This is a genomic window from Paenibacillus sp. 1A_MP2, assembly GCF_052244825.1.
GTDB lineage: Bacteria > Bacillota > Bacilli > Paenibacillales > Paenibacillaceae > Paenibacillus > Paenibacillus vandeheii.
The window spans coordinates 3,566,788-3,580,982 of the sequence record NZ_JBQQCS010000001.1 but is presented as its reverse complement, the minus strand read 5'-3'; the positions used below and the strand labels follow the sequence as shown (position 1 = coordinate 3,580,982).

The window sequence follows — 14,195 nt, the reverse complement described above, 5'->3', positions numbered from 1 at the left end:
ATAAATGCTCCCTCAGCAAACAAATGCACATTGTATGCGCTTTCTTTGTTTCTCATAATGGAATTAATGGAATGTAGACATCTGTCATTCAGCTCTCGATGTGCTGTGGATTCGGTTTATAACAATTGAAAGCGAGGGATTGCTCATGCATAACATTCTGCTTGTGGATTTCAGTCGTTACGTGTTCGGGGAATTGCACCAGCTGCTGCGTCGCAGCAACTCCGATTATGCCATAGGAGAACGAGTTGTTTGCACCCGTACCGCGTTATCGGCATTGTCCGAGCAGCAATTTGCTGTGGTGCTCGTAAGTACCGGAGGATATGCGGCTGCAGGTTTATGGGTTTGTCACTATATTCGAAAAATAAGCCAGATTCCGATTCTTATTATGGGAGGCAATGATCAGTTCCAGCTTGTCCGCAAAGCTTTAGCTTATCAAGTAAGTGATTATCTGCCTGGAAGACTCAACGCATCTGCGCTCCTCCATAGTCTTGACAGGCTCCAGACCAAGCTGGAACCTGAACAACCCAAGCGGAATCTGTACTCCTTAAGGTCGATCATTCAGCTTGAGGGTAAACAGGTGCATTCCGCCCAGGTCATCCAGATGATCAAAGCTTATGTCCTCGATCATCTCAGCAGTGACATCACGTTGAAGAAAATTTCCGATATGGTTCATTTTAACTACGCATACCTTGGACAGAAATTTAAAATGGAAGAGAAAATCTCCTTCAATGATTACCTGCTTCAGCAGCGAATGGAAAAAGCCAAACTACTGCTGACGACCACCGATTTGCGGATCTATGAAATTTCAGTGGAGATAGGATATATGGATACGGACTGGTTTTATAAAAAATTCAGGGCATACGCAGGCGTAAGTCCCAATGCTTATCGAAAACAAAAAGCATTCACTGCTTAGTTTAGAAGCACTTCAGTATCCGTTAAGGCAAAAGAGAAGCAAGGCCATAGGGCACTCGCTCCTGCAGCCTTGCTTCTCTTCATTTTCGCTTTAACGAACCAATAGAGATTCTCTGAATTCCTGAGGTGTCATACCTGTCGCCTTTTTGAAAAAACGAGTGAATGAATGGGCTGACTCATACCCGACCTGCAGTGCAACCTCCCGAACCATCAGATCGGCATTTCGAAGCAGCTCTTTTGCCCGCCTGATTCTCAGCTCGTCAATGAATTCGGAGAGGTTGATTCCCATTTCCTGCTTGAAGAAACGGGACAGATACGATGGATTGAAATGATAAAGCTCGGCCAATCTTACAAGCGAAAGATCTTCTTCCAGATGCTCCGTGACGTAAGTGCACAGGGAATGAATCACGGCATTTGCCCGTTCCTGTTCATTCGAGCTCTTGAAGCGCACCAATTGGTCGGCTGCCTGATACAGAAACTGCACCGCATCCTTCATGCAAGTATACTCGTGGAGATGTAAAAGCCTGCGCTGATCGGGTATATCCTGATGCAGACCCCATCGATTGATGGTCGAATACAGATGAAGCGCCAGATTATAGTAGGTTTCCATGGCCCTCTCCATAGTCACATCCTCATGAATCAGTTCATTGGCCAAAGCCTCAAACACTTCGTAAAATTGCTGGATTTTCCCTGTCTCCAAATACCCTGACATCACTTCGATTCGGTTGCTGATACGTGTAAACTCCCTCTGTCCCTGATTCGGAAGCACCTCATCGTAATCCCGAAGTACCATGGATATGCCATCGCCAATTTTCATCCAGTGCAGTTGCCTCAACCTCTCGTATTGCCGGGGAATTTCGGACCAGTGACAGCTTTTCCCAGCCAATGCAAAGACCACGGATATGTCAAGTGAAGTCATGCATGCCTCCTGCACCCATTCCAATGTACCCTCCAGATACCGAACAAGGGAACTGTCTGGTTCCAATTCCAACTGCTTAGGCTGAATAAGCCACACCATATCCCCATAATGGTCCAGCACGCTACTAGGAATAGTCTGCTCCTCCATTACAGCAGAACCGATCATTCGGGCAGATTTCTGAAGCTGAGCGCGTTCCGAATGGAGAGCTTCTCCCTGTAAGTCATTCGGCCAAGCACAACATAAACGGGAGAAGAAGCACGCAGTCCAATGCCCCATTGATCCAACTGATTCTGGATGTCGATCTCAGAACCTGCATATGCAGTCCCGTTCTGCAATAGATTTCGCAGATACTCCTCCTGCTGTAACACTGCCAGCTGACAGGTAACCTCGTATGTTTTCTCCAGCAGCTTGTGCATGTGCTGACTCTGTCGAATCTCTTCCACTACTTCTCCCACCACAGCCAAAATCTTGTCGTACCCTTCCGTTTTGAGCAAATAACGGACATTTTGCATCTGAAAAGCCTGGTAAGCATAGTTAAAGTCGCTGTAACCCGTTAGGAAAATAACACGACAATGCGCCCAATAAGCCTGAACCTGCTCTGTTAGCTCAAGACCGTTCATGCCAGGCATGCGAATGTCAGTTAACACGATATCAATTCTTGAGCGTTCCATCCAGGCTAATGCCTCACTCGCTGAGTAAGCTCTGCATACGTCAAGGCAATCAGGCATATATCTTGCAAAGGTTTCATAAAGAGCGTCCGTAATAATTTCCTCATCATCCACAATCAAAAGTCGATACATCCGTCTTCCCTTCCTTCCAAATGAATTCGGATTGTGACCTTTAACCCCGACAGTTCACTTCTCGTCAAAAACAGGCCGCTTTTTTCCCCATATGTCAGTACCAGACGTCGATGAATATTCATCATACCCGTCATTTCATGCGAGTCACTTTTTTCAAGCAAACTGTGTTGAAGTGCTTCAATATGATGATCCTCCAATTCATGGCCATTGTCTTCCACACTAATCTCTGCGACATTATCCTTGATGCCAAACCGCACTCGCAGCATACCCTGATCGGTCATTTTTTCCAGACTGTGCTCATACGCATTCTCGATAATGGGCTGTATGATCAATCGGGGAACACAAATGCGCTCCATCGCCGCGGGCATATCACCGAAGTCTGCCTGTATGCGTCTGGAAAACCGCAGCTTCTGAATTTCGGTATAAATACGTGAATGAGCTGCCTCCTCTTCCAGCCTGACCTGATCAGTTTCGTTACGGGTAATAAATCTGAAATATTCGCCAAGCATGTGGGTGAATTGTTCAATGCGCTCCGTATCCCCTGTTCTTGCAAGTGAATTGAGAATAAAAAAGCTGTTATATAAAAAATGGGGATTAATCTGGGACTGGAGCTGCTTCAATTCGGCACGCTGCATCATCATTGTTTTTTTGAAATCCCGATCAATTAGCAGCTGAAGCCTTTCAAGCATCTGATTAAATCGACTATACAGGAAGCCAAACTCATCCTTTTGCTTATGCACAATGGGGATGTCCAGTACCCCGGTCTCCATTTTCTTAAATCTCTTCACGAGCAGAAGCAGAGGAATGTGGATGAGCCTATAGCCTGAATAGAGAAAGGCCGTTATTGCCACAAACGATGTCATTGCAAACAGCCATGCCCAGTGGTAGAACTTGCTTAGTGGTCTTTTCACACTCTTTTCCGGCAAATACATCGCTACAGACAAACCCAGTGATTCCAACCGGCTCTGACTGACATAATAGCGTGTGCCATCCACCTTTACCTGAAATGCACCATGGTCACCTTTAATGATGTGATCCCGATAAGCCTGAAGAATAAAATCACGCTGCGAAAGGTCTGTAATGATATGGCCCGTTTGCTCTTCCATCAGAAACGAACCGCTGTCAGGATACAGGTTAAGCTGGGTCAGTGCATTTTGAAATTGTTCCGTATCTAGCTCGACCTGCACTACAAATAGCGGAGCCTCTCCTTTTTACCGCTCAACCTTACGGCACTCAGGTTCATTTCATCCTTTTTCACCACAAAACGATTTCCTTTTCCCTGCACACCTGAACTGAAATAGTTATAGGAATCACTGTTGTAATCATCAATCCCATGAGTGGCGGAAATGCTTTTACCAATCGTGCGAATATGCACATGAACATTTTTGATGTAAACACTGCTATTCTTGAACGTGGCAAGCCGTTCGGACAGATAATGGAGTGTATCTCGGCGATCCACCTGATCCATCATCTCCCATAGAATGGCAAGCCTGTTGAGCTTCCTGTCTTCCACAATGTCAAACTGCTGCAGCTCCATCCATTCCATTTCCCGATTCAACTCATCGAGATAACCGACAAGCCGCCTTTCTGTTGACGACGATATCTCCTGTCTGGCATTGTCATAACTCCAGTTGTACAAATATATTCCCAGCAGAATTAATGGAAGAACAAAAATCAGATAAGTCACGATCAGCCGGGCGAAGATGCTGCTGCGCCAGGATTGGGCCGGGAATTTAATCAATTGATCCCCTCCAGCATTTGAGATGCTTTCGGGGTTACATGCGCCCTAGAGAAACGATTCATTGCTCCAGTGCCGTTTTTGAAATAAACCACGCATTAACCTCCGTTGTGATCTGATCTCCGCCTAATTTTCGCCAATCCTTCACAAACTGATCGAACTCTTCAATGGGTCTGCCAAGAATAATATTCAGGTAGGCTTCAAGCTGGAGATCATTCAGTATCATCTGCCGGTCGACCATCGTTTCGGTAATGCCACCCGTGAATTGATCGTACAGAAGCTGTCTATTCCTTTCATAACCATCCGCTATGCTGAACGCTCCAGACGGTCCATAGGTCTGATTCCAGCCCCAACCGCTTTCCACGCCCTCCTTGATATAAGCTTCAATTCTCTTCTGAATTGCCGATGCTTCCTCCTGAAGTACGGACAGATCTCCGGAACGGCTTGCTTCCTGAATTTGGCGATAGGCATCCAGATTTTTGGTTCCCGGAAAAGGAGTGACCGGCGAGAGCATCCACACTGCCTTGGAATCGTCATTGTAGTATGTTTCGTACTGAGCCTGCTCGCCCCAGTTCGTCTCCAAATGCAGATTCATGAGCTTCATAATGACCTCAGGATGAGGATAGTCTTTTCTAACGGCGAAGTACTGCCAGGTATTGGTGCGAAGGGGTACCTTGGCCAATCTGCCGGATGCTGCTGTGATGGGAAAAGCCTGCCATTCGGCTTTTGGATCGTTCTCCCGACTTGACTGGATCATAAAAGGAGTCCATTGTTCGCCATAAAGCAGGCCGATTTTTCCGTTCTGGATCAGGCGTGCTTCATTTGTTCCTTTTTATAGCTGAAATCGGGGTCAATCTGGCCCTCCAGGTACATGTTTTGCAAAACTTGCAGCGCTTTGCGAACTTCGGGCTGTATGCCTCCGTATACCAGCTTGCCATCCGCACCCTTAATCCAAATATTCGGATATGCGTCATACCCGGCCATCAGGCCGGCAGTTCCCATGACCGGGTCCCACAAATGATTCGTTAGGGCAAGTCCATACGTATCCCGTTGACCGTTACCGTCGGGATCTCTCTCTGTAAACGCTCTCGAAATTTCAAGCACGTCTTCCATTGTTACAGGCGGATGAAGTTGCAGGCGTTCAAGCCAATCCGTTCTGATCCACAAGTACTGGGCTGTTTCGATGGAGGATGCCGTTTCAGGTATCGCCATCAGTTTGCCATCAATGGTTGCCGCTTCAAACGGACCATTTCCTTCTGCCTCCAATATGCTCTTCGTTAACGGAGAGGCATAGGTTTGGTATACATCGGACAGATCCTGAATCAATCCTGCATTGCTCAACTGTCTTAGCTGATACGGATTTACTCTTACGATGTCAGGAATACGACCGGCAGCAAGGGAGACACCCAGCTTCTGCCCGAATACATCTCCTTTGGCGATCCAATCATAGTGCAGCTGAATCCCCAGCTTCTGTTCGTACAGTCGGGTCCAGCGATTGTCCAACAACGTCTCCCCGGGAAGCTCGCTGATCATTTGATCCAGATCGTCACCTGCTTCTCTGACAAAAGAGACTTGCACCGGAGAGCTGTATTCCCCAAAGTTCGGATGGTTGTCTGCTGCCTGCACCTTCATCTCCACCATATCTTGTTCCGAATATCCGCGAGTATGCCCTGTTGGTATACATGCGCTGAGCAGTAGAATCACGATTAATTTTGTTTTGGTTAACACAGTGATGCGCATATGATTCACCCCGATTCGGTTGAAAATATTATGAAAGAAGCCGCCGATTGGGCGACTCCTTTCCATACTCTACGCTACGAATCCATTCAAACAATCCTGTTCAATCTATTCAATCCTGTTCATCCGTGAGCATCACCTGATATTTAAAATTCGAAAAATTAGCTGTCCCCCGATCATTTTCGTTGAATATAAGAACAATCCGATCCGGCAGCCCATAAAGTGATCCAATTTATAAAACATTTTGTGGGTGATCCCAAGCGGCTTCCACCTCGCTCCCTCCAGATAAAAGAATGAACACTCGTCCTGATTGTCCACGAAATTCCCGATGGCCTTAAGCGTAACCACTGATTCTTCTATCGGTATTCTCGCATATTCGGTAGCTGGCTCTGCATCAACCAGATTACCAAAAATGGATGCATCTTCACTGGTTCTTGCCAGCATGACCAGGTAAAACTGTCCTTCATTTTTCGTGAGCGCGATCATACCATAGGTGCCAATCAGAAAACACAAGCCTGCGTAATCGCCGTCCTTCAGTCTGCTTCCATCCAGTGTAACGATCATTTCACAGGCGGGACCCATTGCACGCTGCGTCAGTGTATTAACGGCAAACGTCAGGTTTGGACGAATATCCCCGGATTGCATGCGATAAACTCCCGGTTTGTCGGTAACAGACCAGAGGTCATCGTTGGGGGTATGGTTCCATTGCCAAAAATCGTTCAGGCGTACCCTTCCGTCTTCGTCCGGTTCATAATAAAAAGAGTCGCTCCCAACCAGGGGTTTATATGTATAATCCGGTCTCGTGCTCGGGATCAGGATTGGATTCGGGGCTTGCTTGGCAAACACCGGAATATCATTTTCGAAATGCAGCGGAACCAGAACAGGAATGCGTCCGATGGCACCATGATCCTGGAAAAGCATGGCATACCAGTCACCATCCGGTGTATCCACGATTCCTCCCTGGGCTACCCCAGCATTAAAATAACCCATATCATCATTAAATACTTCACCGCCAATAAACTCACTCTCCAGCGAATCGGCCATATAGTACGCCTGCGTTCTTCTCCCCAAAGCTTTGGAAATATGGATTAAAAACACATAATATTTCCCGTTGATTTTGTAGAAATGGGCACCTTCATAGCCGAGGAAATAAGGCTGTCTGTCTTTAACAATCATGCGCTGTACTCCGCCGGGTTCGGGCCCGGACAGATCAGAGCTTAGCTCTGTCAAATAAATCTCGGCATTACCATGAACCAGGTAGATTCGACTATCGTCATCGAAAAACAAAGAGCAATCATGATAAAAGCCTTCAACATTATGCTTCTTCCAGGGACCGGATATGGATTTGGCAGTGTACAGGTAAGTCTTATAGGTATCATTGGCAACAAAAATGACGTAGAACGTGTCCTGGTGATGTCGAAGCGAGGCAGCCCACATGCCTTTGCCGTATATCTGTTTGCCTTCCTCCAAACACTGGGCAGGTGTATCATCCAGTCTATCGTACACATAAGCAGCGGTTTCCCAATGGACCAAGTCATAGGAGCGCAGAATGACACAGCCTGGCATCATGTGCATTGTTGTACTGACCATATAATAGGTGTCATCAACACGAATCACATCCAGATCCGGATAATCAGCCCAAATAATCGGGTTAGCATACATCATGTTCTTTCTCCCCTTTTATTGATCATTTCAAAGACTTAACCAACGATTTCGATCCTTAGCAATTCGTTTGTTAATTAATGATTTTCCAACGGTTTTCCCTTAAAATTATAAAATAGAAGTGCATCACAAAGAATGATATATGCTACCGCAAAATTGATCTATTCTAAGATTGGAGAATGATATGAATACGATTTTCTATGTCGGTTACGATGCCGCTCACCCGGGAGACTTCATTTATGACATACCGGATGGGCATGATTTCTGGCTCCTCATTCTCACACAGACTCCGGCGGAATTCTGGGTGAATGGCGAGATAAAAGCGTATCCTGCCAATTGTGCCGTCCTTTATCCTCCTCATCAGAAAATCATGTATCGTGCGTGCTCGGATCAATACATAAATGATTGGGTACGATTTCTCTCGGATGAATCGTATGTACTGGAGACTGCTCTTCCGCTGGGCACACCCATCCCTCTTCCGGACCCCGGCTATTGTCATCAATTATTTCAATTGCTGGCTACCGAAAATTTTCTTTCGTGTGATTACCGTGAGCTCTCTATTGATTATTTGTTTCGAATTATGTTTAACAAGCTTCTCGAAGCCTCTCAGACCGCCGTTAACACGCCGCATTATCAGGATCTTCTAGATCTTCGCAAGAGCATTAACCATAATCCGGGCCAAGAATGGAGCGTTACTGTCATGGCTGATTGTGTTCATCTTAGTCCAGGCTATCTGCAATCGTTATACAAAACTACATTTGGCATCTCATGTATGGAAGATGTAATCCAATCCAGAATTCGCCTTGCCAAAGAAAGACTTATCCATGGTCAATCCAGAATCTCAGACATCAGTGAGCTTTGTGGTTATCGGAATGTGGAGCATTTCTCCAGGCAATTCAGGCAAATGGTCGGTTGTACACCACGTGCTTATCGTAAGTCCATCACTTCTCCATCATAATACACTTGCAAAATTCACCATTTGGCAACAAAATTACTGCGCAGGGGCTCTTCTCCGGCGCAGTAGGGACATGCTAAGGTTTACCTGTTTCAAATTTCCATTGTCTGATGCTGATGTCCGGCTTTCCGCTCTCACTTCCATGAACTACAAAATATAAATCATGAACACCCTGGGCATCTGAAACGGAGGTCGTATAATCCAGCCACGGATGGTTTACATCGGATCCCTCGACGAGAAGCTGTCCGATGAATTGTCCGTCAGGTTGATCCAGACGAAGTTCGATCACCCCATCACCCCCGCCATTGGATATCGTTGCTGAAAAGCTTGCTGCCCCTTCATGACCAAAATCAACCTTCGATAAAGCGATCCAGCTGCCACTTCCCATATTTGCTGTAATTACAACTTCCGATTCAGTGGAAGATACAGAGTCATGCAAGTTTAATTTCTCGGTCTTCACTCCTGCACTCCATCCCATGGTCGCCGCAGTTACTCCCTCATAAGGATAGAAGAATTTCACCTGATCAACCCCCTGAACATCTGCGCATACCTCATGAATGTGCCCATCAACCGTGTCGAAGTTAATTCGATTCAGATGTGTGGAACGATAGCCTTCGGGAGCATCCATGGCTTGGGATAACGTCTGTGCGTGATAGGCAATGTACCAGTAATCCGCAAATTGAAATATGGCATGATGATTGTTACCGCCAACACCAAAGAAGTGCCCCGGATTTTTGAGAATGCATCCTCTGTACGTCCAGGGTCCCATCGGCTGGCTGCTTGTCATATAAGCAATCTCTCCTGGCGGAGGACTGCTCTCTGGTCGGTCACCCTCATAGAAGTTTGAGCAGTACGTAAAGTAGTAGGTATTGTTAAATTTATGTATGCCTGCATCCTCAAACATGTATGGTGCAGGAATAACCTTGGCACGGCCTATTACACTGGTCATATCCTCTCCCAATCGCATCACTCTTGCCGTGTCGGGCCTCTGTGCTTTTCCTTCCGGAATTCCACCCCCGAAATAGATATAAGCCCTGTGATCTTCATCTACCAGCACTGCCGGATCGAACAGCCATGTCACCTCTTCAACTCCTGGAGTCTCCCTCGTGATAAGAGCTTCTCCGATCGGATCTGTCCAGGGTCCGACCGGAGTGGGGGCAGTTAATACCCCAATGCCGCTTGCATTGTTAGCGAAATATAGGAAAAACCGATCCTTTCCCTCGATTATCTGATGCGCAGCTGCAGGCGCCCAGGATTGGGTGGCCCATGGTGCTGCACCTTGTGGTCCGGCAACCAGAACCTCACCATGATCCGTCCAGTTGAGCAAATCGTCTGAAGAGATGATGGTTATGCGGTTGATTGATTTGTAGCTGTTTTTCTGGAGAAGACCCTCCATATCATACTCCAGCGTATCACTTGTCATATACATATAGACACGATTACGGAATACCAGACCGTAGGGATCGGCTCCAAATTTGTGGGCAATCAGCGGATTTCCGTTCTGAGGTGTTTTTCCAATCGCTGATTGGATACTTGACGTTAAGGCAACTTGTGGTCGCAATTCCGTTTGTTCACTGGCATTTGAAGAAGAATTGAATTTCATGGGCAGGTTCCCTCCATTTCAAATATTTTGGATATTCCATGATCACGCTAAGCTGTCCCCAATTCTGAATATGGTATACTAAAAAAAGAAAACGTTTGCAATAATAAGCACGCCATGATAGGATGATTACATTTTAAGGTAAACCAACCAATTTTTCATTGCGTGTAACGGTCTATTTATTGCGTGAAAGGATGAGGTGCCTTGTGAATGGTTCCTATTTGTATGATCCCATCCTACCTGAACTCTTATATCTGCACCGGGTGACAACCTATCCATTGGAAAGCTCTTATCATCGACATGATGCCTATGAGGTGTACCTTTTCCTTCGTGGTAACGTCAATTTTTATATCGAAAATCACTGCTACCATTTGGAACCCGGTGATTTGCTTGTCATTTCTCCAGAGGAAATGCACCGCTCTTATATTATGGATGATTCCGAATACGAACGAATTACGATCAATCTCCAAAAAACGTATCTCCGGAGAATGTCTACTCCGTCAACCAGTCTATCCGCTTGTTTTGATTATCGTCCTAAGGGCAAAGGTAATATCGTTCATCTGGAACAGGAGCAGTTGAAACAGATTCTTCGATTGGCTGCCGAACTGGAGAATTTGCTGGCTTCAGATGCGTATGGAACGGATGTTAAAATCAATGCAGTCGTTGCACAGCTCATGGTTGCAATAAACGATTCGTATCATGAAACAACATCCATTCCAACTGATATCATGCCCGAACTGGTATGTAAAACAATGGACTATATCGAAGAACATCTAGCCCAGGAGATCACGCTTAGCAAACTTGCAGAGATGTTTTATATCAACAGCACACATATTAGTCGCCAATTCAAAAAACATACGGGACTGACCCTACGCTCATACATTTTGGGTCGTCGTATTGAATTGGCAAAATACTGCTTGTCTGACGGTTTGAGCATAACGGAAGCTTGCTTTCAGTCCGGTTTCAGGGATTATGCGAACTTCATTCGCAGTTTTACCCGAATTGTTGGCATGTCTCCCGGCAAGTTTGTGAAACAGGAGCGAAACAATACAGACTACAGTTACCATAAGATTCCCCAGTGAAAAACCGATCCAGTACCGTTTATCGCAAAATACAAAATTATAGTTAATCGAGATTTTCGAGTTAACTCCGCATTGGAACCTGCCTCATTTTTCGATGCCTGGGTTAAGGAATCTGTTACGATTGAATCACAAAACAAAGAAACCACGATACCGAGTTCGGTACCGTGGTTTCCTTTTTATACTATTGGATTTGTTTCATGTAATCTTTGAATTCCTGTGCGATTTCTTTGTATTTCATATCCGTCTTAATACAATGTATTGTTTCACTTCATTTTTACGATTACTTTCCCTTTGGCTCTTCCCTTTTCAGCGTATTCTATCGCCTTTTGAGTGTCTTCAAACGAAAATATTTTATCAATAACAGGTTTGATTTTCCCTGATTCAATCAGTTCAGAAATAATCTCTAATTGTTTGCCGCTAGGCTTCATGAACAAGAAATTATATTTCACATTATGCTTTTCCTCTAATTTTGTAAGCTTACGAGAGATCAATCGAAAAATAGTGGTTTTGATAAAGCCAGCTCCGTACGCTTTTCCAAAGCGTGCATTGGGCCAGCCTGTCACCGAGACAATTTGTCCCCCGGCTTGACGATCTTAAAGGCTTTTTCTAAAGTCTCCCCCAATAGTATCGTATACGCCATCATAATGATGCAGCACCTGATCAAATTCCTCTTTTCTGTAATTGATGATCTGATCGGCTCCAAGCGACTGGACCAAGGCAATTCCCGCTTCACTTGTCGTTGTTGCAACGTATATCCCCATTGCTTTGGCGAGTTGGATCGCAAAGGTTCCCACGCCGCCAGAACCAGCTTGGATCAATACCTTCTGCCCAGCCGAAAGTTGTAATACATCATGTAATGCCTGAAATGAGGTAAGTCCAACTAATGGTATGGACGCTGCTTCTTCAAAGGAGAGATTTTTAGGCTTTAGGGCTATATCGTCCTCATGTACGGATATAAATTCAGCAAAGGTTCCGATTCGGCTCTTTCTTGGTCGGCCGTAAATCTCATCTCCCTGCTTAAATTGGTTAACCTTCTTTCCAACTTGTACAATCACTCCTGAAAAATCATATTTTTCATATCCCCTAATTTTGTTCTAAGATCTATAAAATAATAATTTTTGGACCCTTCACCGACAATCGATTATCACTGTACTTATGGAGACAACGTGTATAAAAGGAATGCGTGTAGGCGAGATTGCAGAAAAAACTCATTTATCACGCCCCGCAGTGTCCCATCATCTTAGAATTTTAAGAGAAGCTGAGATCATTATGATGAGGCAGTTATTCAAGTTCAAAATACACCTCATTTGTTTTGTTATACATTCAAATAGGTGAAGCATTTTATTGTGAGTATGTCATGAGTTATCGTGCTTGACAACGATGAGAAAGAAAATGGAGATCACAAGGAAAAATTTAACATTTACATTCGGGGTCAGAGGACCGATTGAATCTTTCTTTTTAATTCGAGTCTGCTAGAGGTATCCATCCTGTTAGCACCGCCCCACCCTCAGGGTGATTGCTTACAGCAAGTTCTCCCCCGTGCTGCTTCATCATACGTTGTGAGATTGTTAATCCTAATCCACTTCCCCCAGTTGCACGACTCCGTGAGGCTTCGCCACGATAGAGGGGTTCAAAAACACGTTCCAGTTCTTCTGAAGAGAAACCAGACCCGGAATCGTGTATCGTAAACTTAATTTTCTTTCCGTCGTTGCAGCATTGAACGGTTATTTTGCCACCTGAGGGCGTGTATCTAACGGCATTTTCCAACACATTGTTCATTGCGCGCTCTAGTACATGCGAATCTCCGTTAATGAAACAACCTTCTGCTAAATGGGCTAAGATAGAAATATGTTTTTGCTCAGCCTGAGGACTCAAACTCTCAATTGACTTTCGGAGGATTTGCGATAAATCCAAAGTTTTGGTGTTAAGTTCACTTTCCAAGTACTCCATTTTTGTAAAAGTGAACAGGTCCTCCACCAATCGATCCAATTGGGCGGATTTCTCTTTGCATACGGCTATATATCGGGTTATTTTCTCTGGTGACTGCGCTACTCCTTGCTCCAATCCGTCCAAATACCCCCGCAAGGCAAATAATGGTGTACGTAAATCATGCGCGACGGCAGCGATGACAAATCTTCGTTCTTCCTCCAGCTCGACTTGTTTCCTGTAGGATTCCTCAAGCCCTTTCACCATAACCTCGAATCCATCGCGAACTTCGGCGATTTCCGTGATTCTGGAATCAGGCAAATGCACTTCCCACTGCCCTGACGCCATTTGCCTAGCTGCACTGCTCATTTTCTCCAGGGGCTTAAGAAGGAACCTCCTCATTTCAACTCCAACCACAAAGAAAGCAAGCAGCAGTCCGAAAAAGGCCGCAATCAGCGGAACTCCATTGGATTTAGGCAGATATAGCACAACCCTCCCCAGGAGTTGTCCGTCTTCAATGACAGAGAATTGTTCAGTCGACGCTAATGAACTGTGGCGCTTTGAACTGGAACGATAAATTTCCGAATGGGTCGCAGATTCAATGACCACGTCCATCTTTGCTCTACTCAACTCGGTGTACAACAGATGTTGCCAGCTTGGATCGGTCCAATGATCTGTACCCACTTCTATCGTGTGAATCACCTTACTGAGATGTCTTTGCAATGTTTCATTTTGCTGTTGGCTTTTAGAGATATGAAATGTTTGTGTGTACATAAAGTGAGCCGTGACAAAAAAGAGCCACGGCAACGTCAGCAAGACGAATAAGCAAAGCAATGTGAATGTACGAATGCGAAGTTTTCTCAT

The 14,195-nt window shown here is 45.3% G+C and carries 10 protein-coding genes and 3 pseudogenes; 4 read left to right on the top strand and 9 right to left on the bottom strand.

The window, feature by feature from the left end; translation table 11 throughout:
* Positions 1 to 145 precede the first annotated feature (145 nt).
* Complete coding sequence (locus ACTWJ7_RS17630; protein WP_301877115.1) at positions 146 to 913, top strand: helix-turn-helix domain-containing protein; 768 nt, start codon at positions 146 to 148, stop codon at positions 911 to 913.
* 90 nt (positions 914 to 1,003) lie between these two features.
* Here ACTWJ7_RS17630 and ACTWJ7_RS17625 read toward each other — a convergent pair whose 3' ends face one another.
* The 6 genes and pseudogenes from ACTWJ7_RS17625 to ACTWJ7_RS17600 all read right to left on the bottom strand — a co-directional run bounded on the left by ACTWJ7_RS17625 (position 1,004) and on the right by ACTWJ7_RS17600 (position 7,771).
* Positions 1,004 to 1,996, bottom strand: a complete 993-nt coding sequence (locus tag ACTWJ7_RS17625; RefSeq protein ID WP_443145697.1) for a helix-turn-helix transcriptional regulator — start codon at positions 1,994 to 1,996, stop codon at positions 1,004 to 1,006.
* Positions 1,993 to 2,631, bottom strand: a complete 639-nt coding sequence (locus ACTWJ7_RS17620; protein WP_443145696.1) for a response regulator — start codon at positions 2,629 to 2,631, stop codon at positions 1,993 to 1,995. The genes ACTWJ7_RS17625 and ACTWJ7_RS17620 overlap by 4 nt, the downstream gene beginning before the upstream one ends.
* Complete coding sequence (locus ACTWJ7_RS17615) at positions 2,616 to 3,818, bottom strand: sensor histidine kinase (protein WP_443145695.1); 1,203 nt, start codon at positions 3,816 to 3,818, stop codon at positions 2,616 to 2,618. The genes ACTWJ7_RS17620 and ACTWJ7_RS17615 overlap by 16 nt, the downstream gene beginning before the upstream one ends.
* A complete protein-coding gene (locus tag ACTWJ7_RS17610; RefSeq protein ID WP_443145694.1) occupies positions 3,818 to 4,372 on the bottom strand; it encodes a hypothetical protein in 555 nt (184 codons plus the stop codon). Before ACTWJ7_RS17610 ends, ACTWJ7_RS17615 begins: the two co-directional genes overlap by 1 nt.
* Positions 4,373 to 4,430: 58 nt before the next feature.
* Positions 4,431 to 6,109: pseudogene (locus ACTWJ7_RS17605) on the bottom strand (extracellular solute-binding protein).
* Between the two features lie 132 nt (positions 6,110 to 6,241).
* A complete protein-coding gene (locus tag ACTWJ7_RS17600; protein WP_443145693.1) occupies positions 6,242 to 7,771 on the bottom strand; it encodes a family 43 glycosylhydrolase in 1,530 nt (509 codons plus the stop codon).
* A gap of 181 nt (positions 7,772 to 7,952) precedes the next feature.
* On the opposite strand from ACTWJ7_RS17600, the gene ACTWJ7_RS17595 reads away from it, so the two are divergent.
* The gene (locus ACTWJ7_RS17595) at positions 7,953 to 8,726 is read left to right on the top strand and encodes a helix-turn-helix transcriptional regulator (protein ID WP_079349039.1); all 774 of its coding nucleotides are present in this window, start codon (positions 7,953 to 7,955) and stop codon (positions 8,724 to 8,726) included.
* 73 nt (positions 8,727 to 8,799) lie between these two features.
* Here the strand turns inward: ACTWJ7_RS17595 and ACTWJ7_RS17590 are convergent, their stop codons facing one another.
* The gene (locus tag ACTWJ7_RS17590) at positions 8,800 to 10,326 is read right to left on the bottom strand and encodes a glycoside hydrolase family 43 protein (RefSeq protein ID WP_301877120.1); all 1,527 of its coding nucleotides are present in this window, start codon (positions 10,324 to 10,326) and stop codon (positions 8,800 to 8,802) included.
* A 203-nt stretch (positions 10,327 to 10,529) separates the two neighbouring features.
* Between ACTWJ7_RS17590 and ACTWJ7_RS17585 the strand changes: the two genes are divergently transcribed.
* Positions 10,530 to 11,405 carry an AraC family transcriptional regulator gene (locus ACTWJ7_RS17585; protein ID WP_024633337.1) on the top strand — a complete coding sequence of 292 codons (876 nt, stop codon included), beginning with the start codon at positions 10,530 to 10,532 and terminating at the stop codon, positions 11,403 to 11,405.
* A gap of 263 nt (positions 11,406 to 11,668) precedes the next feature.
* Here the strand turns inward: ACTWJ7_RS17585 and ACTWJ7_RS17580 are convergent.
* A pseudogene (locus ACTWJ7_RS17580) lies at positions 11,669 to 12,472 on the bottom strand (NADP-dependent oxidoreductase); the annotation flags it as partial.
* A 64-nt stretch (positions 12,473 to 12,536) separates the two neighbouring features.
* Here ACTWJ7_RS17580 and ACTWJ7_RS17575 point away from each other — a divergent pair.
* Positions 12,537 to 12,686: pseudogene (locus ACTWJ7_RS17575) on the top strand (ArsR/SmtB family transcription factor); the annotation flags it as partial.
* Positions 12,687 to 12,863: 177 nt separating this feature from the next.
* Here the strand turns inward: ACTWJ7_RS17575 and ACTWJ7_RS17570 are convergent.
* On the bottom strand, positions 12,864 to 14,195 hold the full coding sequence (locus ACTWJ7_RS17570) for a sensor histidine kinase (protein ID WP_301877123.1): 1,332 nt from the start codon (positions 14,193 to 14,195) through the stop codon (positions 12,864 to 12,866).

Coding starts and splice junctions, on each gene's coding strand:
- ACTWJ7_RS17570 (WP_301877123.1), bottom strand. CDS start 14,195: ATGAGAAAACTTCGCATTCGTACATTCACATTGCTTTGCTTATTCGTC.
- ACTWJ7_RS17590 (WP_301877120.1), bottom strand. CDS start 10,326: ATGAAATTCAATTCTTCTTCAAATGCCAGTGAACAAACGGAATTGCGA.
- ACTWJ7_RS17630 (WP_301877115.1), top strand. CDS start 146: ATGCATAACATTCTGCTTGTGGATTTCAGTCGTTACGTGTTCGGGGAA.
- ACTWJ7_RS17620 (WP_443145696.1), bottom strand. CDS start 2,631: ATGTATCGACTTTTGATTGTGGATGATGAGGAAATTATTACGGACGCT.
- ACTWJ7_RS17625 (WP_443145697.1), bottom strand. CDS start 1,996: ATGATCGGTTCTGCTGTAATGGAGGAGCAGACTATTCCTAGTAGCGTG.
- ACTWJ7_RS17595 (WP_079349039.1), top strand. CDS start 7,953: ATGAATACGATTTTCTATGTCGGTTACGATGCCGCTCACCCGGGAGAC.
- ACTWJ7_RS17600 (WP_443145693.1), bottom strand. CDS start 7,771: ATGATGTATGCTAACCCGATTATTTGGGCTGATTATCCGGATCTGGAT.